This window comes from Mesorhizobium sp. M0870 (genome assembly GCF_040319775.1).
Taxonomy (GTDB): Bacteria; Pseudomonadota; Alphaproteobacteria; order Rhizobiales; family Rhizobiaceae; genus Mesorhizobium.
This window is the reverse complement of record NZ_JAMYOI010000026.1, coordinates 1-18875: the sequence shown is the minus strand read 5'-3', so window position 1 is coordinate 18875 and position 18875 is coordinate 1. Positions and strand designations below refer to the sequence as shown.

Sequence of the window (18875 nt, the reverse complement as noted above, 5' to 3'; positions counted from 1 at the left end):
GAACCCTTATGACGCTTCCCACCCCTGCCGAACCCAAGGCCGCAAAGGCGCTCGGCCCGTTGCCCGCTGGGCATCCGCCGGTCAAGGCGGGCAGGATAGGCGTCATGCTGGTCAATCTGGGTACGCCCGACGGCACCGATTTCAAGCCGATGTGGCGGTATCTCCGTGAATTCCTGTCCGACCCGCGCGTCATCGAGCTCAACAGGGCAATCTGGTATCCGATCCTCTATGGCCTTGTGCTCACCACGCGGCCCAAGAAGTCGGGCGCCAACTACGCACGGATCTGGAACCGGGAAAAGAACGAGTCGCCGCTGCGCACCTATACCCGCGCCCAGGCCGAAAAGCTGGCCGAAGCGCTGAGCGACCTGCCTGATGTCGTCGTCGACTGGGCGATGCGCTACGGCAACCCTTCAACCGCCAGCATTGCCCAGCGTCTGGTCGACCAGGGCTGCGACCGCATTCTTTCCTTCCCGCTCTATCCGCAATATTCAGCGACGACCACGGCAACAGCCAACGACCAGCTGTTTCGCGCGCTGATGAAAATGCGCCGCGCACCGGCCGTCCGCAGCGTGCCGCCCTACTATGACGAACCGGTCTACATCGAAGCGCTGGCGCGCTCGATTGAACGGCATCTGGCGACGCTGGACTTCGAGCCGGAGGTGGTCATCACCTCCTATCACGGCATTCCAAAACCCTATTTCGAGAAGGGCGACCCCTATCATTGCCATTGCCAGAAGACGACGCGGCTGCTGCGCGAACGGCTTGGCTGGGATGACAAGAAACTGATCATCACCTTCCAGTCGCGCTTCGGGGCGCAGGAATGGCTGCAGCCCTATACCGACAAGACGGTCGAGAAACTCGCGCAGGACGGCGTCAAGTCGATCGCCATCGTCAATCCCGGCTTTTCCGTCGACTGCATCGAGACGCTGGACGAGATCGGCCGCGAGGCGGCCGAAACCTTCCACCATGCCGGCGGCAAGAATTTCGCCCATATCCCTTGCCTCAACGATAGCGCGGAAGGGATGGCGGTGATCGAGGCGATGGTGCGGCGCGAACTGTCCGGCTGGGTCTGAACCGGAACAACGCCTGCTCCGAGGCGTTAAGGCGCGCCCTCCGGAGAATTCGATGTCCCGCAAACTCGACCTCAGTAGTGGCCGGCCCGTCTGGTCCGCCTATCGGGCGCCTGCGGTGCCGACGGACAGTCTGACCCGAGATGTCAAGACGGATGTGCTGATCGTCGGCATGGGCATCAGCGGCGCCATGATGGCCGAGGCGCTGACGGCCGATGGCCATCGGGTGATCTGCATCGACCGGCGCGGCCCGCTGAAGGGCTCGACGGCCGCAACCACCGCACTGGTGGCATTCGAAATAGACCAGCCTCTCTCCACGCTCGCGAAGATGGTTGGCAGAGCCTCGGCCCAGCAGGCCTGGCGACGCTCGCGGCTCGCCGTTTCCAATCTCGCCGGACGGATTGCCGAACTCGGCATCAACTGTGGCCTGAGCCGCATGCCATCACTCTATCTGGCCGGCACGATGCTTGGTCCGTCGGAACTGCGCGACGAGGCCGAGGCACGTCGGCTAGCCGGCATCGGCGCCATCTGCTTAACCCGACAACAGCTAGCCGAGAAATTCGGCATCGACCGCGAAGGCGCCATTCTCGGCCACGGCAACATCGCGCTCGACCCGCGCAAGCTGACGGCTGGGCTGCTGCTGAAATCCCTGGAGCGCAAGGCACGCTTCTATGCCCCCGTCGAAGCCACAATGATCGAGGACAGCGCCGAAGCTGTTGTCGTCGCGACCAGGGATGGCCCGACCATAACCGCACGACATGTTGTTCTGGCCACCGGCTACGAACTTGTAGACATCGTGCCGGCCGCGGCCCACCGGATCATCTCGACATGGGCGATTGCGACACGCCCGCAACCGCGAAAGCTCTGGCCGGACGCAGCGTTCATCTGGGAAGCGTCGGAGCCGTATCTGTATATGCGCACGACGGTCGACGGCCGGGTCATATGCGGCGGCGAGGACGAGGATTTTATCGACGAAGCGCGGCGCGACGAGCTGATCGCCGACAAGAGCACACGCATCGCCGAGAAGCTCGGCCTGATATTTCCGCATCTCGACACCAGACCCGATTTTGCCTGGACCGGCTCGTTCGGCACCACGACCACCGGCCTGCCTTATATCGGCGCCATTCCCCGCCACCCGCGCATCCATGCGGTGCTGGGCTACGGCGGCAACGGCATCACCTTCTCGCAGATCGCTTCCGAGATTGTCCCGGCTTCGATCAACGGGCTGGATGACACGGATGCAAGGTTGTTTGCCTTCAACCGCTGAGTGCAACCCTATAAACAATCCATCATCACCTGATTGTAACGCATCTGAAATACACTTAAGTTTTTGGTGAAGTCGGCTGCGCGAGAATGGCTTGAGCGGCCTTCGTCTGAGGGAGAGCCAAATGGATTTCAGTGGTTTCGATATTGCGGTTGGTGCACTTGCACTTCTGGTATTGGTGCTGCTGATCAAAGGCATCAGGACAATCCCGCAAGGTTACAATTATACGGTGGAGCGTTTTGGCCGTTACACCAAGACACTGAGCCCGGGTCTCAATTTCATTTACCCGTTCATCGACCGCATCGGCGCCAAGATGAACATGATGGAGCAGGTGCTCGACGTCCCGAGCCAGGAAATCATCACCCGGGACAACGCCATCGTCGGTGTCGACGGCATTGCCTTTTTCCAGATCCTCAACGCAGCGCAGGCCGCCTACCAGGTTGCCGGCCTGCAGAACGCTATCCTCAACCTGACGATGACCAACATCCGTACCGTCATGGGTTCGATGGACCTCGATGAACTCCTGTCGAACCGCGACGCCATCAACGAGCGCCTGCTGCGCGTCGTCGATGAAGCGGCCCATCCGTGGGGCATCAAGATCACCCGCGTCGAAATCAAGGACATCAACCCGCCGGCCAACCTTATCGAATCGATGGGCCGGCAAATGACGGCGGAACGCAACAAGCGCGCGCAGATCCTTGCCGCCGAAGGTCTCAAGCAGTCGCAGATCCTCGAGGCCGAGGGCCGCAAGGAAGCCGCCTTCCGCGATGCCGAGGCGCGCGAACGTTCGGCCGAGGCGGAAGCCCGCGCCACCCAGGTCGTGTCGGAAGCGATCTCCAAAGGCGATGTGCAGGCGCTGAACTATTTCGTAGCGCTGAAATACACTGAAGCGCTTGGCAGGATCGGCACGGCGACCAACAGCAAGATCGTGCTGATGCCCTTCGAGGCGTCGTCGCTGATCGGCTCGCTCGGCGGCATCGGCGAGATCGCCAAGGAAGTCTTCCGCAGCGAAGGCACGACCGGCTCGCAAAGGCAGGCCGCGCGCCCGCCGGTCGTTCGCCCAACCGACAACTGAGGTCGAAACCAATGATCGACCGCATCGTTTCCGAACTCGGCCCGTGGAACTGGATGGTACTCGGTTTCGTCCTGCTGGTGATGGAAATCATCGCACCGGGTATCTTCATGCTGTGGATCGGCATCGCCGCGCTGATCATCGGCGCCGTGTCGCTGCTGGTCTGGGACGCCGGCTTCTGGACCTGGCAGGTCCAGGTCCTCGCCTTCCTGGCGCTGTCGCTGGTCTCGGCCTATGTCGGCAAGAAGCTGGTCGGCAGCCGCAACGACCCGACCGACCAGCCGCTGCTCAACCGGCGCGGCGCGCAAATGGTCGGCAGGATGGCGACACTTGCCGAGCCGATCCGGGACGGACGCGGCCGCATCAAGCTGGGCGATACGCTGTGGCGTGTCTCCGGCCCGGATTTGCCGGCCGGCACGCAAGTGCGCGTGACGGGCGCGGCCGATACGGATCTGGAACTGACCGTCGAGGCGGTCTGAACGAGCGGCGTTAAGAGTGTGTCGAGATCCGGGTCAGGCCGGCATCACCTGAATATCGACGCGCCTTAGGCCGCGCCGATACGCAGCAGGTCATGCAGGTGGATGAGGCCGACTGGTTTCCGGCCCTCCACCACCATCAGGCTGGTGATGGCTGAATTGTTGATCGTTTGCAGCGCCGTTGCCACCAGCGTGTCCGGCGTTGCGGTCTTCGGGCCTTTTGTCATCACCTGATCCACCGTCATCGCCAGCAGATTGCTGCCGATGTGACGGCGGATGTCGCCATCGGTGATGATGCCGACCAGCGCGCCGTCGGCGTCGGTGATAGCGACGCAGCCAAACCCCTTGCGCGACAGTTCCAGGATCGCGTCCTGCATGCCGGTGCCCGCAACCACCAGCGGCAGCCTGTCGCCGACATGCATGATCTCGCGGATCTGCGTCAGGTTGGCGCCGAGCTGGCCGCCCGGGTGAAAGGTGCGGAAATGATCCGGCGTGAAGCCGCGTGCTTCGAGCAGCGCGATCGCCAGCGCGTCGCCCATCACCAGTTGCAGCAGCGTCGATGTCGTTGGCGCCAGGCCGTGCGGACAGGCCTCTGGAGCGCGCGGCAAAAGCAGCACCACGTCCGCCGCCCGCGCCAGCGCCGATGTCTCTCCGGCGGTGATGGCGATCAGCGGAATGGAAAAGCGCCTGGAATAGGCGACGATGCCCATCAGTTCCTTGCTTTCGCCCGACCACGACATGGCGATGATGGCGTCGTCCCTGGCGATCATGCCGAGATCGCCGTGATTGGCTTCGGCGGGATGGACAAAGAAAGCCGGCGTGCCGGTCGAGGCCAGCGTCGCCGCGATCTTCGAACCGATATGGCCGCTTTTGCCGACGCCGGTGACGATGAGCCGGCCTTCAATCCCCGAGATCATCTCGACGGCCTGGGCGAAAGGCCCGGCCAGCCCATTCTCCAGCGCCTCGGCAAGGGCTGCTACACCAGCCTGTTCTGTCGCCACCGTCCTCAGCGCCGAAGCGATCGAGGCTTGCCTGTCCGAAGGTTTCTTATCCATGGATCCCGCATGCATGGCTGATGCGATTAGCGCTTTGCCGGCGCGCTGTCCAACAGAAATGGCCCAAGGCGTGTTGCCCGAACGTGTGCGGTGGTTTTTGACGACGGCAGGGGCGAAAACCAAAAGCTTGACGCACGCGGTATGAATGCCTTTGGAAATCAGCGCTTCAGGCGGCTGACGGGCCGCCGCCTCAACCCTCCGTTAACCATCCCCATTTACGGTTCGGTAAGTATGGCGCGCGTGCGCCGCGCAAGCAGTGGTGGCGATGTCCGGGGCCCAGCCAGAAAATTCGACAGGACGAAAGGGCAAGGCGGTCTGCGCCTTGCTGCTGGCAACCAGCATGTTTGCCTTGCTGCGCCCGACTGCGCTCCATGCCCAGGAAACCGAACTGCGCGGAGAGGTTTCGGAATCGGCGATCCTGTCCGACCAGCAGCGCAAGGCGAGACAGCTGGCCCTGGCAGCGCAGGGTCAACAGCCGGCCAATGCAGCGCAGGACAATGCGCCGGCCCGCACCTATCTGCCGGCCAGCGCCGGTGCCGTGCCTGACGACGCCGACACTGGCGACGCCACCGCGACCGGCAGCCTCTTCGACCCGCCGGCAGCCACTGACGACACGTCCGCCGACACTGCGGCGCCGCCCAAGCCTCGCCGCCGCTCATCGACCGCCAGGCAGAATGCGGCTGACCAGGCCAAGGACAAGGCTGCCGACAAATCGAAAAAGAAGAAGAAATCGACGGCCGGCGCCTCCGACATCACCGCTTCCACGACGGCCTCCACGACGGACGCTGCCGATGGTGCAGAGACCGATGCGGACACGGCCAACCGCCGCGCCCTCACCATCGACAGTGCCGACAGGCAGAAGCTTGACCCAGGAGCGGAGCGCACGGACGCCATCGAAGGCCAGAAGAAGAAACCGGAGGATGATCCATTCGCCGCCACCGGCGTCAAATGGGGTTCCTTCGTCATCCGGCCGACGATCGAACAGGGCCTGACCGCCACATCGAACGGCGATTCGAGCAGTGCCGGCACGTCGGCGCTGCTGTCCGAGACGGCGCTGCGCTTTTCCGCCGCCTCCGACTGGCGCGAGAACTCAGCCACGATCGACGGCTATGGCCTTTTTCGCGAGACCGTCTCGGGTTACCCGGTTCACGACGAGCAAGGGCACATCGAAGGCCAGCTCAATGTCGACCTCGACAATGAGTTGCGCGCCATCGCCAAGCTCGGCTACGAGGCCGTGCCGGAATCGGCATCATCGCCGGACGCCATCGCGGGCGTCAGCAAGCAGCCGCTGCGGCAGACCATCGATGGCAGCCTCGCCGTCGAAAAGCATCTCGGCAAGATGCAGTACACGTTGACCGGCGCGGTCTCGCACGACTTCTACGGCGACGCCAAGCTCTCGGACGGCACCTCGCTGTCGCAGAAGGATCAGGACTCCACGCTCTACACGGCGACGTTGCGCACCGGCTACGAGATCTCCCCTGCCCTGACCCCTTTCACCGAAATCGAGGTCGGCCGCCGGACCTATGATCAACGCATCGATAATGAAGGCTTCGAGCGCTCGTCGACGCGGCTCGGCGCCCGCGCTGGCCTTGCACTCGATATGGGTGAGAAGCTGTCGGGCGAATTCTCGGCCGGCTGGCTCAGGGAAGCGATCGACGACAAAAATCTTGATGCGATCTCCGGTGCCACCGTCAACGCCGACCTCAAATGGTCACCCGAGCGCGGCACAACGATCGGCCTGACCGGGCGGACTACCGTCGAGCCCACGACCACATCGGGCGAAAGCGGCGACATCCTCTATTCCGGTCGCCTGACAGGCGAACGCCAGATTCGCGCCAACCTCACCGCCAACGCGGCTCTGGGCCTCGACTGGCGTGATTACATCGGCATCGACGGCCATGACAGGGTATTGAGCGCCGAGGCCGGACTGACCTGGTGGCTGAACCGCTACGCCGGCCTGACCACAAGAGTGAGGACCGAGAAGCTGACCAGCAATCTGCCGGGCCGGGACTACACCGCCAACAGCATCTTCCTCGGCGTCAAGGTGCAGCGCTGAACGGCCGCACCAACGACATCCGGCCGCTCGCTAGAATACCTTAAAACGCAGCGCCGCGGCGCTCAGACGGCTTCAGCTCGTCGAGAAGCGTGCGGATGACGCCGGCCATGTTCTCGTTCATGTCGCTGCGCCACAGCGCGAAGGCGACGTTGGCCTCGACGAAGCCTTCCGGCGATCCGCAGTCGAACGTGCGGCCTCGATAGTGGTAGCCGTAGAAAGGCTGCTGCTTTTCCAGCTTCAGCATGGCGTCGGTGAGCTGGATCTCGTTGCCGGCGCCTTTTTCCTGGCCTTCGAGGATCTTGAATATCTCCGGCTGCAGGATGTAGCGGCCGTTGATGTAAAGATTGGACGGCGCGGTGCCGGCCTTCGGCTTTTCCACCATCTCGGTGATGCGGAAACCGTGATGCGTGTCCTCGCCGCGGCCGACGATGCCGTATTTGTGGGTTACGGCGGGAGCGCATTCCTGCACCGCGATGATGTTGTTGCCGGTCTCCTCGTAGAGCTCGACCATTGCCTTCGTGCAGCTCTTCTCCGACTGCATGATCATGTCGGGCAGCAAAAGCGCGAAGGGCTCGTCGCCGACGAGCTCGCGGGCGCACCAGACGGCGTGACCAAGTCCCATCGGTACCTGCTGGCGTGTGAAACTGGTCTGCCCCGGCGCCGGCTGCAGCCGTTGCAGGCGGGCGAGCTGGTCGTCTTTGCCGCGCTGGGCCAGCGTGTCATAGAGTTCGAACTGGATGTCGAAATGGTCCTCGATGACGGCCTTGTTGCGGCCGGTGACGAAGATGAAATGCTCGATGCCGGCCTCGCGCGCCTCATCCACCACATACTGGATCACCGGCCGGTCGACGACGGTCAGCATTTCCTTGGGGACAGCCTTGGTGGCCGGGAGAAACCGTGTGCCGAGACCAGCGACCGGGAAGACTGCCTTGCGAACTCTCTTCATGCTTTCAATTATCCGTTTGAGGGCCAGCTCCGCAATCCCCGTTCCAAGACATTTTCACGCCGGAATTGGGGACTACTGGGCAACTAAGAGGAATGTCCACCGGTAAAGCTTCGAAGCGTCTTTTCGTTCCCGGTGGCGCCTATGGTAAACTAATTCCTAACCTGGTTCGGCGATGAATGGTCTTTCCTGAGACAGAGAAGGAGGAAAAGATGTCCGTTCGCAATGCCGCAAAACGTTTTACCAGCGTCATAGCGGCAGCCAGCCTATCGCTCGCTCTGCTGATGCCTGGCCCCGCTTTCGCCGATGCCGGTTTCCGGCAGTGGGTCGCCGGCTTCCGCGCCACCGCCGTGCAGAGCGGCGTTTCCGGCGCCCTCTACGACCAGGCCTTCAGGAACATCAGGGATATAGATCCGGTGGTGCTGGAAAAGGCGCGTACGCAGCCTGAATTCACGGCCCCTGCCTGGGACTATTTCGACAACCGCGTCCATGACCAGTCGGTCGCCGTCGGCCAGCAGATGGCCAGGAAATGGAAGCCGTGGCTGGACCGGATCGAGGCCAGGTTCGGTGTCAACCGCTACATCCTGCTGGCCATCTGGTCGATGGAATCGAACTATGGCGAGATCCTCAAGCGCGACGACATCATGCGCAACGTCGTGCGCTCGCTGGCGACCTTAGCCTATGCCGATCCCAAGCGGGCGAAATTCGCCCGCACCCAGCTGATCGCCGCGCTGAAGATCCTGCAGACCGGCGATATCGACGAAAGCCATCTGAGCGGATCCTGGGCCGGCGCCATGGGCCATACCCAGTTCATCCCGACCAGCTATCTCCACTATGCCGTCGACATAGACGGCAACGGCAAACGCGACATCTGGAATTCGATTCCCGATGCGCTGGCGACATCAGCCAATCTGTTGAAGAAGAATGGCTGGCAGGCCGGCAAAACCTGGGGCTACGAGGTTGCCTTGCCGGCCGGCAAACTTCCCGGCGGTTCCAAGACGCTGTCGCAGTGGCAGGCGCTCGGCGTGGTCAGGGCCAATGGCAAGCCGTTCAAGAACGGCTCCGACAAGGCGACGCTGAAGGTGCCGGACGGCCGCAACGGGCCGGCCTTCCTGATGATCAAGAATTTCACGGTCATCAAAGCCTACAATAACGCCGACAAATATGCGCTGGCCGTCGGCCTTCTTGCCGACGAAATCGCCGGCTCCAGCGGTCTCGTGCAGGACTGGAAGCGGCCTTTCACCAAGCTCACTTTCGAGGAAAGGCAGGAGCTGCAGCAGCGGCTTTCCCAACATGGCCTTTATGACGGCAAGTTCGACGGCAAGATCGGCGACGGCTCGAAATCAGCCATCTTGGCCTTCCAGGCCAAGGCCGGCTTGACCCAGGACGGTTACCCGAGCATGGAAGTGCTGAAGTGGCTCCGGCAGAAATAGAGCCGCCTGCGGTGCCGCGCGGCCTTCCGGCCGCGCAAAGGACGCTGTAGCAATCTGGTTGGCGCAAAGTCCGTTTGAAACGTACGACTTTTCAAAAAGGGCTGCGCCAAGGGATGGAGGAAACGATTGGCTTCGGCTGCGCGCATCGCAGGGCTTGTTCGTCGCATGCCGGTGCTCATCCTGGCCGTGATCGTGCTCACCGTCGGTGTGGCTGGCGCCTTTCATGCGCCCGCCATGGCGCAGGAGCAGCAAAACCGCGGCTGGTCGTTGCGCGACCTTCTGTTTCCGCGCCGCAGCGAGCGCATCGAGCCGCCGCAGGACATCCAGAAGCCGAGGCCCAGGCCCAAGGCGAAAAAACCCCGCGCCCCTCGCCCGCCCGCGGAACCGGAAATCCCGGTGGTCGACAAGGCACCGGACGCCCGCACCGTCCTGGTGGTCGGCGACTTCATGGCGGCCGGCCTCGCCGAAGGCCTCGACACCGCCTTTGCCGAGAATACCGGCGTCAGGATCGTCGTTCGCAGCAATGGCTCGTCCGGCTTCGTACGCGACGACTTCTACAACTGGCCCGAACAGATCAAATCGCTGATCGAGACCGAAAAACCTGCCGCCGTGATCGTCATGCTGGGTTCCAACGACCGCCAGCAGATGAAGGTGGGTGACGTGCGCGAACAACCCCGCTCTGAAACCTGGACCAAGGAATATGAGCGCCGGACCGAGGCGTTCGGCAAAGCTATGGCGGAGGCAAAGGTACCTTTCCTATGGGTCGGCATGCCGGCGTTCCGGGTGCCGAAGATGACCTCCGACATGCTGGCCTTCAACGACATCTACCATCAGGCCGCTGAAAGCCATGGCGGTGAATTCGTCGACGTCTGGGACGGCTTCGTCGATGAGAACGGTGCTTTCGTCACCAGCGGCCCCGACATCAACGGCCAGCCGGTGCGGCTGCGCGCCGATGACGGCATCAACGTCTCGAGGGCGGGCAAGCGCAAGCTCGCCTTCTATACCGAAAAACCGCTGCTGAAGATCCTCGGCCTGACCGCGCCGGGAAGCGTGGTTACGCCGTCCGCTCCGGCGGGCGCCCCTGTCGAGGCGCCGGCGCCGGCCGCGGCACCCATCGTCATCGACCGCACCGCGCCGATGCTGCTCAGCGATCCGGCACTCGATGGCGGCTCCGAGCTGCTTGGCGCGGCCCCGCCGGCGAAGGCAAGTCCGGACCTGCCCGGTGAAAAGCTTGTGGTCGAGGGCAAGGCACCGATTGCATCGCCCGGCCGCGCCGACGATTTCTCCTGGCCGCCGAAGGCTGCAGCCGCAACCGACACCACGACCGCGATCAATCGTTAGTATCGCTTCGCACCGGCTCCGAGGCCGTTTCGAAACTCGCTCCTGCGAGTCATATGATGGTGTTTTCGAGAACCGGAGCGGAGCGTACATTTGAGTACGCGAGCACCGGAAGCGCAGAAAACGCCTTCAGATGGCCGCAGGAGTAGAGTTTCCAAACGGGCTCAGCGCGGGAGGACGCTCGACCCCACCAACGCCTCGTCGATCGAGCGTGCCGCCTGGCGGCCCTCGCGGATCGCCCAGACGACCAGCGACTGGCCACGACGCACGTCGCCGGCCGCATAGAGCCTGTCCACGCTGGTCCTGTAGTCGCGGTCATTGGCCTCGACATTCCTGGAACGGCGGCTGTCGGTGGCGATCTTCATCTGCCCGTCCAATTCTCTCGCCACACCGGCCGCGGCCGGCCCGGCAAAGCCGATGGCGATGAAAGCGAGATCGGCACGAATGACGAATTCGGTACCGGCGATCGGCTTGCGCTTGTCATCGACCTCGCAGCACTTGACGCCGGTCAGTTGGCCTTCCTCGCCGATGAATTCGAGCGTCGCCACCTGGAATTCGCGCTCCGCGCCTTCGGCCTGCGAGGACGAGGTGCGCATCTTGGTCGCCCAGTAGGGCCAGACCGAAAGTTTGTCTTCCTTCTCCGGCGGCTGCGGGCGGATGTCGAGTTGGGTGACACGCACGGCGCCCTGGCGGAAGGCCGTGCCGACACAGTCGGACGCTGTATCGCCGCCGCCGACGACGACCACATGCTGGCCGCCGGCGATGATCGGATGCGACGGCCACGCCACCGACTGGATCGGTTCGCCGCCGACTCGCCTGTTCTGCTGCACCAGATAGGGCATCGCGTCATGCACGCCGCCGAGATCGTCGCCGGGAATGCCGGCCGCGCGCGGCGTTTCCGAGCCGCCGCAATAGAGCACGGCATCATGTTCGGCGAGCAGCTCGGCAACCGGCTTGTCGACGCCGACATTGACGCCGCAATGGAATGTCACGCCCTCACCCTGCATCTGCTCGATGCGCCGGTCGATATAGTGCTTCTCGATCTTGAAGTCGGGAATGCCGTAGCGCATCAGCCCGCCGGGCCGGCTTTCGCGCTCGTAGACATGGACATCGTGTCCGGCGCGGCCAAGCTGCTGGGCGGCCGCCATGCCGGCAGGGCCGGAGCCGATGACGGCGACGCGCTTGCCGGTTTTCTTCTCCGGTGGATAGGGCCTGATATGGCCGGTTTCATAGGCCTTGTCGGCGATCGCCTGCTCGACCGTCTTGATGGCGACGGGAATGTCCTCCAGGTTCAGCGTGCAGGCTTCCTCGCAGGGCGCGGGGCAGATGCGGCCGGTGAACTCCGGGAAATTGTTGGTCGAATGCAGGTTGCGGATCGCGTTGTCCCAATCGCCATTGTAGACGAGATCGTTCCAGTCCGGAATCTGGTTGTGGATCGGGCAGCCGGTCGGCCCGTGGCAGAACGGAATGCCACAATCCATGCAGCGCGCGGCCTGTTTCTCGACCTCCTTGTCCGACATCGGCAGCGTGAATTCGCGGAAATGCCGGATGCGATCGGAGGCCGGCTGGTACTTGTGCACCTGCCGGTCGATTTCGAGAAAGCCTGTTACCTTGCCCATAGTCCAGTTCCTGCTGTCCAGATGGTACGGTTTTCGCCGCACCCGTTAACCCCTTGAGGCAGCCATGGCAACCTTGCGCCGGAGGTCAAACTGTCGATGAAGATGGGCCGGGAAGCCTGGGCTCCCCGGCAATTGCAAGCCTATTCCGCCGCGACGCCCATGCGCATGCGTTCCATCTCGATCAGGGCACGGCGATATTCGACCGGCATGATCTTGCGGAACTTCGGCCGGAAAGTCGTCCAGTCGTCGAGGATCTCGCGGCCACGCACCGACCCGGTGTAATGCACATGGTTGGAAATCAGCTGGTAAAGCCGCTCCTCGTCATGGCTGGTCATGTCGCCGGACACGTCGACGCGGCCCTTGTGGTCGAGGTCGCCGCCATGGTGCAGCAGCCTCTCCATCAAATCGTCTTCTTCGGGAACCGGCTCCAGCTCGACCATCGCCATGTTGCAGCGCTCGGCGAAGTCGCCTGCCTCATCGAGCACATAGGCGACGCCGCCCGACATGCCGGCGGCGAAGTTGCGGCCGGTCTTGCCTATGACGACGACGATGCCGCCGGTCATGTACTCGCAGCCATGGTCGCCAACGCCTTCGACGACGGCGGCGACGCCCGAATTGCGCACGGCGAAACGCTCGCCTGCGACGCCGGCGAAGTAGGCCTCGCCCTCGGTTGCGCCATAGAGCACCGTATTGCCGACGATGATGGACTCAGCCGCGACGATCTTGGCCCCTTCCGGCGGCCGGATGACGATGCGGCCGCCCGACAGGCCCTTGCCGACATAGTCGTTGCCGGCGCCGACAAGCTCGAACGAGATGCCGCGCGCCAGGAAGGCGCCGAAGGACTGGCCGGCAGTGCCGGTCAGCTTCACCTGGATCGTGTCCTCGCGCAGGCCCTTGTGCTTGAAGCGCTTGGCCACTTCACCCGACAGCATGGCGCCCGTCGAGCGGTCGACATTGCGGATGTCGACCTCGATCTTGACCGGCAGCTTGCTCTCAAGCGCCGGCTTGGCCAACTCGATCAGCTTGCGGTCGAGCACGTCGTCGATCGGGTGCTTCTGCCGCTCGGTCCAGTGCACCGCCTCATGCGGCGCATCCGGCTTGAAGAACATCTTCGAGAAATCGAGCCCGCGTGCCTTCCAGTGCACGATCAGGTCGCGCTTCTCCAGAAGATCGGTGTCGCCGATGATCTGGTCGAGATGGGTGTAGCCCATCTCGGCGAGCAGCTCCCTCACCTCTTCCGCGACATAGAAGAAGAAGTTGATGACATGCTCGGGCGTGCCCTTGAAGCGCTTGCGCAGCACCGGATCCTGCGTCGCGACGCCGACCGGGCAGGTGTTGAGATGGCACTTGCGCATCATGATGCAGCCGGCCGCGATCAACGGCGCGGTCGAGAAGCCGAATTCATCGGCGCCGAGCAGCGCGCCGATGATCACGTCGCGCCCGGTGCGCAAGCCGCCGTCGACCTGCAGCGCGACGCGCGACCGCAAGCCGTTCAGCACCAGCGTCTGGTGCGTCTCGGCAAGGCCCATTTCCCAAGGGCTGCCGGCATGCTTGAGCGAGGTCAGCGGCGAGGCGCCCGTGCCGCCGTCATAGCCCGAAATGGTGATGTGGTCGGCGCGTGCCTTGGCAACGCCCGCCGCAACCGTGCCGACGCCGACTTCCGACACCAGCTTGACCGACACGTCGGCCGCCGGATTGACGTTCTTCAGATCGTAGATCAGCTGTGCCAGATCCTCGATCGAATAAATGTCGTGATGCGGCGGCGGCGAGATCAGGCCGACGCCCGGCGTCGAATGCCGGACCTTGGCGATGGTCGCGTCGACCTTGTGGCCGGGCAACTGGCCGCCCTCGCCGGGCTTGGCGCCCTGCGCCACCTTGATCTGCATCATGTCGGAATTGACGAGGTATTCGGCCGTGACGCCGAAACGCCCCGAGGCGATCTGCTTGATCGCCGAGCGTTCGGGGTTCTTGCCGCCGCCGGGCAGCGGCAGATAGCGGTCGGCCTCTTCGCCGCCCTCGCCGGTGTTCGACTTGCCGCCGATCTGGTTCATCGCGCGCGCCAGCGTCGTGTGCGCTTCGCGCGAGATCGAACCGAACGACATCGCCCCGGTCGAGAACCGCTTGACGATGTCGGCCGCTGACATGACGTCGTCGAGCGCCGCTTTCTTGCGGCCGGTTTCTCCGGCCAGCTTGATCTTGAACAGGCCGCGAATGGTCTGGGCGCGGGCCGTCTCGCTGTCGATCTGGGCGGAATAGTCCTTGAACGTTTCCCACGATCCCTGGCGCACGGCGTGCTGCAAGGTGGCGACAGCGTCGGGCGACCAGATATGGGCCTCGCCGCGCATGCGGTACATGTACTCGCCGCCGACCTCGAGGCTGTTGCGCAGCACGGGGTCGTTGCCGAAACCGTCATTGTGGCGGCTTAGCGTCTCGGCCGCGATCTCGTCCAGCCCGACGCCTTCGATCAGCGTCGCGGTGCCGGTGAAATATTGCTGCACGAAATCGGTCTTCAGGCCGATGGCGTCGAAAATCTGCGCGCCGCAATAGGACTGATAGGTCGAGATGCCCATCTTGGACATCACCTTGAGGATGCCCTTGCCGATCGACTTGATGTAGCGCGTGACGACTTCGTAGGCGTCCACCTCCTTCGGCAGTTCCCCGCGCTTGTGCATGTCGAGCAGCGTGTCGAAGGCAAGGTAAGGGTTGATCGCCTCGGCGCCATAGCCGGCAAGGCAGCAGAAATGATGCACTTCGCGCGGCTCGCCGGATTCGACGACGAGCCCGACCGAGGTGCGCAGCCCCTTGCGGATGAGGTGATGATGGACCGCAGCCGTAGCCAGCAGCGCCGGTATGGCGATGCGGTCCGGCCCGACCTGGCGGTCGGACAGGATGATGATGTTGTAGCCGCCGGCGACCGCCGCCTCCGCCCGCTCGCACAACCGGTCGATGGCGCCCTGCATGCCCGCGGCCCCTTCGGCCGAGCCATAGGTGATGTCGATCGTCTTGGTGTCGAAGCGGTCCTCGGTGTGGCCGATGGAACGGATTTTTTCGAGATCGCCATTGGTCAGGATCGGCTGGCGCACCTCAAGCCGCTTGCGGCGCGAATTGCCGACCAGGTCGAAGATGTTGGGCCGTGGCCCGATGAAGGACACCAGGCTCATCACCAGCTCCTCGCGGATCGGGTCGATCGGCGGATTGGTGACCTGGGCGAAATTCTGCTTGAAATAGGTGTAGAGCAGCTTCGACTTGTCCGACATCGCCGAGATCGGCGTGTCGGTGCCCATCGAGCCCACCGCCTCCTGGCCTGTTGTCGCCATCGGCGACATCAAAAGCTTGGTGTCTTCCTGGCTGTAGCCGAACGCCTGCTGGCGATCGAGCAGGCTGACATCCTTGCGCAGCGCGCGCGGCTCGACCGGCTTCAAATCTTCGAGGATGAGCTGTGTGTTGGCGAGCCAGGTCTTGTAGGGATGCTTGGTCGCGATCTCCGACTTGAGCTCCTCGTCGGAGACGATACGCCCCTTCTCCAGGTCGATCAGCAGCATCCGGCCTGGCTGCAGCCGCCACTTCTTGACGATCTTCTCCTCGGGCACCGGCAGCACGCCGGCTTCCGAGGCCATGATGACGCGGTCGTCGTCGGTGACGATGTAGCGTGCCGGGCGCAGGCCATTGCGGTCGAGCGTGGCGCCGATCTGGCGTCCATCGGTGAAAACCACCGCCGCCGGCCCGTCCCACGGCTCCATCAGTGCCGCATGGTATTCGTAGAAGGCCTTGCGATCGGCATCCATGAGCTTGTTGCCGGCCCAGGCTTCCGGGATCAGCATCATCATGGCGTGGCTGAGCCTGTACCCGCCCTGGAACAGGAACTCGAGCGCATTGTCGAAGCAGGCGGTGTCGGACTGGCCGTCATAGGAAATCGGCCACAGCTTCGAGATGTTGTTGCCGAACAGTTCGGAATCGACCGACGCCTGGCGCGCAGCCATCCAGTTGTTGTTGCCGCGCACGGTGTTGATCTCGCCATTGTGGGCGACCATGCGGTAGGGATGCGCCAGCTTCCAAGACGGGAAGGTGTTGGTCGAGAAGCGCTGGTGGACGAGGATCAGCGCGGTCTCGAAGCGCGGATCGATCAGGTCCTTGTAATAGGCGCCGACCTGGTAGGCCAGGAACATGCCCTTGTAGACGATGGTGCGCGCCGACAGCGACACGCAATAGGCGCCGATGTCCTTGTTGTCGTTCTCGGCGTAGATGCGGCCCGATATCACCTTGCGCAGCAGATAGAGCCTGGCCTCGTATTCCTCGTCATCGGTAATGTCTGGCGTGCGGCCGATGAATATCTGCCGATGGAACGGCTCGGATGCCACGATGTCAGGCGCCTTCGACAGCGACGAATTGTCGACGGGCACGTCACGGAAACCGATGAGCGGAAGCCCCTCGGATTGCGCCGATTCGGCAATGATGTCCTCGATATGGGCGCGAAGGGCCGCGTCCTGCGGCATGAACCAGTGTCCAACGCCGTACTGGCCGGCCGGCGGCAGGTCGATGCCCTGGGCCGCCATCTCCTCACGGAAGAATTGGTCGGGAAGCTGCACCAGCACGCCGGCGCCATCGCCGACCAGCGGATCGGCGCCAACGGCGCCGCGATGCGTCAGGTTTTCGAGCACAGCCAGCCCGTCCTTGACGATCTGATGCGACTTCACGCCCTTCATATTGACGATGAAGCCGACGCCGCAGGCGTCATGCTCGTTGCGAGGATCGTAAAGGCCCTGGGCGGAAAGGCCGTTGGCGGTTCGGCCAATATCGGTCCGGGACATGGTTTTGACGGTTGCCGCTTTCGTCTGCGCGGCCTGGCCGTTCGTCGCAGAGTGCGTCATGTCCGTCATCTCCTGTCCTCCATTCCCAGCCATTCAGGCGCTGGTTTGCCTCGGCAAGCGCTTGGCTCACCCTGATCCTTGTGGCACGTCTTGCGAAATCCTTGCCGAACCAGGCGGCTTTCCGCATGGATCGCATCTGGTAATCGTACAGGCCAGAGTCTGGCTGTCCACCTGTCGCTCGCGGCAACAGCCGGAGAGGCCCAAATGATACGCCAATCCAGCTCGTTTTGTGCGACAAAATAAGACAGCACTACTGTCCTAAATTTTTATCGCAGAAATCTGGGACGCACACAAGACCGATTCACAAAAAACTTGGGCTTTCCGCGACAGAAAATGTCGTGAAGTTGAGGAAAAACGTAAGCTTCAGTCTTCGACCTGGGCTTTGTCGGTTGGCTGGCTTTACCATTTTTCCGGCGCCTGGCCCCTTGCGGTCCGCTCGCGAAACCGGTCAACTTCAGGCTGATTTCCCCAAAGCCCCGATCTCCCAAGACATAGGCAGATGCATGTTCTTCGCTTCCGACAATTGGGCAGGCGCCCATCCCAATATTGCCGCCGGCCTGTCGGCCAATGCCGGCGGCTTTTCCACCGCCTATGGCGACGGTGCGCTCGACCGGGCAGTCTACCAGCGCTTCAGCGAGATTTTCGAACGAGAGGTCGCGGTGTTCTTCGTCGCCACCGGCACGGCCGCCAATTCGCTGGCGCTCACCGCTTACAACAAGCCGGGCGGCATTTCCTTTGCTCATCGCGAATCGCATGTCATCGAGGACGAATGCGGCGCGCCGGTGTATTTTTCCGGCGGCTCTCGCCTGCATGAGATCGATGGCGCGCTGGGCAAGATCGATCCGCACAATCTGGAAAGGACCATCGGCCGTTTCGCACCGGAAATCGTCCATTGGGGACGACCGATGGCCGTTTCGATCACCCAGTCGACCGAGGTCGGCACCATCTACGGCCTGGATGAGATCGAGACGATCTCCGCGATCGCCAAACAATATTCGGTGCCCCTGCACATGGATGGCGCCCGCTTTGCCAATGCGTTGGTCGCACTCGAGACGACACCGGCCGAAATGACCTGGAGACGCGGCGTCGACATCCTCTCCTTCGGCGGCACCAAGAACGGCTGCTGGTGCGCCGAGGCGGTCGTGCTGTTCGATCTTGATCGTACCAGGGAATTGGCCTTCCTGCGCAAGCGCGCCGCCCAGCTGTTTTCGAAATCGCGCTTCGTGGCGGCGCAGTTCGAGGCCTATTTCAAGGATGGACTGTGGCTGGACACCGCCCGCCACGCCAACGCTATGGCCGCACGCCTTGCCGCCGCGATCGAGGATTCGGCCACGGCCAAGCTGGCATGGCTGCCGCAGGCGAACGAGGTTTTCGCGGTGATCAAGAAAGCCGAGGCCGAGGGGCTGCAGGCCGCGGGGGCCGCCTTCTACGACTGGCACAAGCCGCATGGCTTTGACGGCCACATCGGTGAGGACGAGTTGCTCTACCGCTTCGTCACCAGCTTTGCGACGACAGCCGATGAAGTCGACCGTTTTGGCCAGCTGATCGCCTGATAACGGATATCCCCGACAACAAAAAAGCGGGGGGGGGGCGGGGCGGCGGGGCGGCGGGGGGGGGGGGGGTGTGGTTGTGGGGGGGGTGGGGGGGGGAGGGGGTGGGGGTGGGGGCGGACGGGCGAAGG

The 18875-nt window shown here is 63.3% G+C and carries 12 protein-coding genes; 8 read left to right on the top strand and 4 right to left on the bottom strand.

All coding sequences use genetic code 11. From position 1 onward, the window contains the following. The first annotated feature begins 8 nt into the window (after positions 1–8). The 4 genes from hemH (at position 9) to NKH97_RS25640 (ending at position 3885) form a co-directional block, all read left to right on the top strand. Positions 9–1073 carry a ferrochelatase gene (hemH, locus tag NKH97_RS25655; protein WP_023810064.1) on the top strand — a complete coding sequence of 355 codons (1065 nt, stop codon included), beginning with the start codon at positions 9–11 and terminating at the stop codon, positions 1071–1073. Between the two features lie 52 nt (positions 1074–1125). Then, complete coding sequence (locus tag NKH97_RS25650; protein ID WP_128303118.1) at positions 1126–2337, top strand: NAD(P)/FAD-dependent oxidoreductase; 1212 nt, start codon at positions 1126–1128, stop codon at positions 2335–2337. A gap of 121 nt (positions 2338–2458) precedes the next feature. Beyond that, the gene (locus NKH97_RS25645) at positions 2459–3409 is read left to right on the top strand and encodes an SPFH domain-containing protein (RefSeq protein WP_128303119.1); all 951 of its coding nucleotides are present in this window, start codon (positions 2459–2461) and stop codon (positions 3407–3409) included. An 11-nt stretch (positions 3410–3420) separates the two neighbouring features. Then, positions 3421–3885 carry an NfeD family protein gene (locus NKH97_RS25640; protein ID WP_352632051.1) on the top strand — a complete coding sequence of 155 codons (465 nt, stop codon included), beginning with the start codon at positions 3421–3423 and terminating at the stop codon, positions 3883–3885. 65 nt (positions 3886–3950) lie between these two features. On the opposite strand, the gene NKH97_RS25635 is transcribed toward NKH97_RS25640, so the two are convergent. Further along, entirely contained in the window at positions 3951–4952 is a 1002-nt protein-coding gene (locus tag NKH97_RS25635) for a KpsF/GutQ family sugar-phosphate isomerase (protein ID WP_352799049.1), read from the bottom strand. 250 nt (positions 4953–5202) lie between these two features. Here NKH97_RS25635 and NKH97_RS25630 point away from each other — a divergent pair, with 250 nt between their 5' ends. Continuing rightward, complete coding sequence (locus NKH97_RS25630) at positions 5203–6993, top strand: outer membrane beta-barrel protein (protein ID WP_352799048.1); 1791 nt, start codon at positions 5203–5205, stop codon at positions 6991–6993. Between the two features lie 40 nt (positions 6994–7033). On the opposite strand, the gene galU is transcribed toward NKH97_RS25630, so the two are convergent. Beyond that, complete coding sequence (gene galU / locus NKH97_RS25625) at positions 7034–7939, bottom strand: UTP--glucose-1-phosphate uridylyltransferase GalU (protein WP_352799047.1); 906 nt, start codon at positions 7937–7939, stop codon at positions 7034–7036. A gap of 209 nt (positions 7940–8148) precedes the next feature. On the opposite strand from galU, the gene NKH97_RS25620 reads away from it, so the two are divergent. Both NKH97_RS25620 and NKH97_RS25615 read left to right on the top strand, forming a co-directional pair. After that, complete coding sequence (locus NKH97_RS25620) at positions 8149–9369, top strand: lytic murein transglycosylase (protein ID WP_352794850.1); 1221 nt, start codon at positions 8149–8151, stop codon at positions 9367–9369. A 126-nt stretch (positions 9370–9495) separates the two neighbouring features. After that, on the top strand, positions 9496–10710 hold the full coding sequence (locus NKH97_RS25615; RefSeq protein ID WP_352799046.1) for an SGNH/GDSL hydrolase family protein: 1215 nt from the start codon (positions 9496–9498) through the stop codon (positions 10708–10710). A 161-nt stretch (positions 10711–10871) separates the two neighbouring features. On the opposite strand, the gene NKH97_RS25610 is transcribed toward NKH97_RS25615, so the two are convergent. Then, positions 10872–12326: a glutamate synthase subunit beta gene (locus NKH97_RS25610; protein WP_128303125.1), complete on the bottom strand. Its 1455-nt coding sequence runs from the start codon at positions 12324–12326 to the stop codon at positions 10872–10874. Between the two features lie 140 nt (positions 12327–12466). Further along, entirely contained in the window at positions 12467–17203 is a 4737-nt protein-coding gene (gltB, locus tag NKH97_RS25605) for a glutamate synthase large subunit (protein WP_352775020.1), read from the bottom strand. 494 nt (positions 17204–17697) lie between these two features. Between gltB and NKH97_RS25600 the strand changes: the two genes are divergently transcribed. Then, the gene (locus NKH97_RS25600; RefSeq protein WP_352799045.1) at positions 17698–18747 is read left to right on the top strand and encodes a threonine aldolase family protein; all 1050 of its coding nucleotides are present in this window, start codon (positions 17698–17700) and stop codon (positions 18745–18747) included. Positions 18748–18875: the final 128 nt, after the last annotated feature.

Bases quoted from the DNA above. Each gene is read 5' to 3' on its own strand.
- NKH97_RS25640 (WP_352632051.1), top strand. From the start codon at position 3,421: ATGATCGACCGCATCGTTTCCGAACTCGGCCCGTGGAACTGGATGGTA.
- gltB (WP_352775020.1), bottom strand. From the start codon at position 17,203: ATGACGGACATGACGCACTCTGCGACGAACGGCCAGGCCGCGCAGACG.
- galU (WP_352799047.1), bottom strand. From the start codon at position 7,939: ATGAAGAGAGTTCGCAAGGCAGTCTTCCCGGTCGCTGGTCTCGGCACA.
- NKH97_RS25630 (WP_352799048.1), top strand. From the start codon at position 5,203: ATGTCCGGGGCCCAGCCAGAAAATTCGACAGGACGAAAGGGCAAGGCG.
- NKH97_RS25645 (WP_128303119.1), top strand. From the start codon at position 2,459: ATGGATTTCAGTGGTTTCGATATTGCGGTTGGTGCACTTGCACTTCTG.
- NKH97_RS25635 (WP_352799049.1), bottom strand. From the start codon at position 4,952: ATGCATGCGGGATCCATGGATAAGAAACCTTCGGACAGGCAAGCCTCG.
- NKH97_RS25620 (WP_352794850.1), top strand. From the start codon at position 8,149: ATGTCCGTTCGCAATGCCGCAAAACGTTTTACCAGCGTCATAGCGGCA.
- NKH97_RS25650 (WP_128303118.1), top strand. From the start codon at position 1,126: ATGTCCCGCAAACTCGACCTCAGTAGTGGCCGGCCCGTCTGGTCCGCC.
- NKH97_RS25600 (WP_352799045.1), top strand. From the start codon at position 17,698: ATGTTCTTCGCTTCCGACAATTGGGCAGGCGCCCATCCCAATATTGCC.
- hemH (WP_023810064.1), top strand. From the start codon at position 9: ATGACGCTTCCCACCCCTGCCGAACCCAAGGCCGCAAAGGCGCTCGGC.
- NKH97_RS25610 (WP_128303125.1), bottom strand. From the start codon at position 12,326: ATGGGCAAGGTAACAGGCTTTCTCGAAATCGACCGGCAGGTGCACAAG.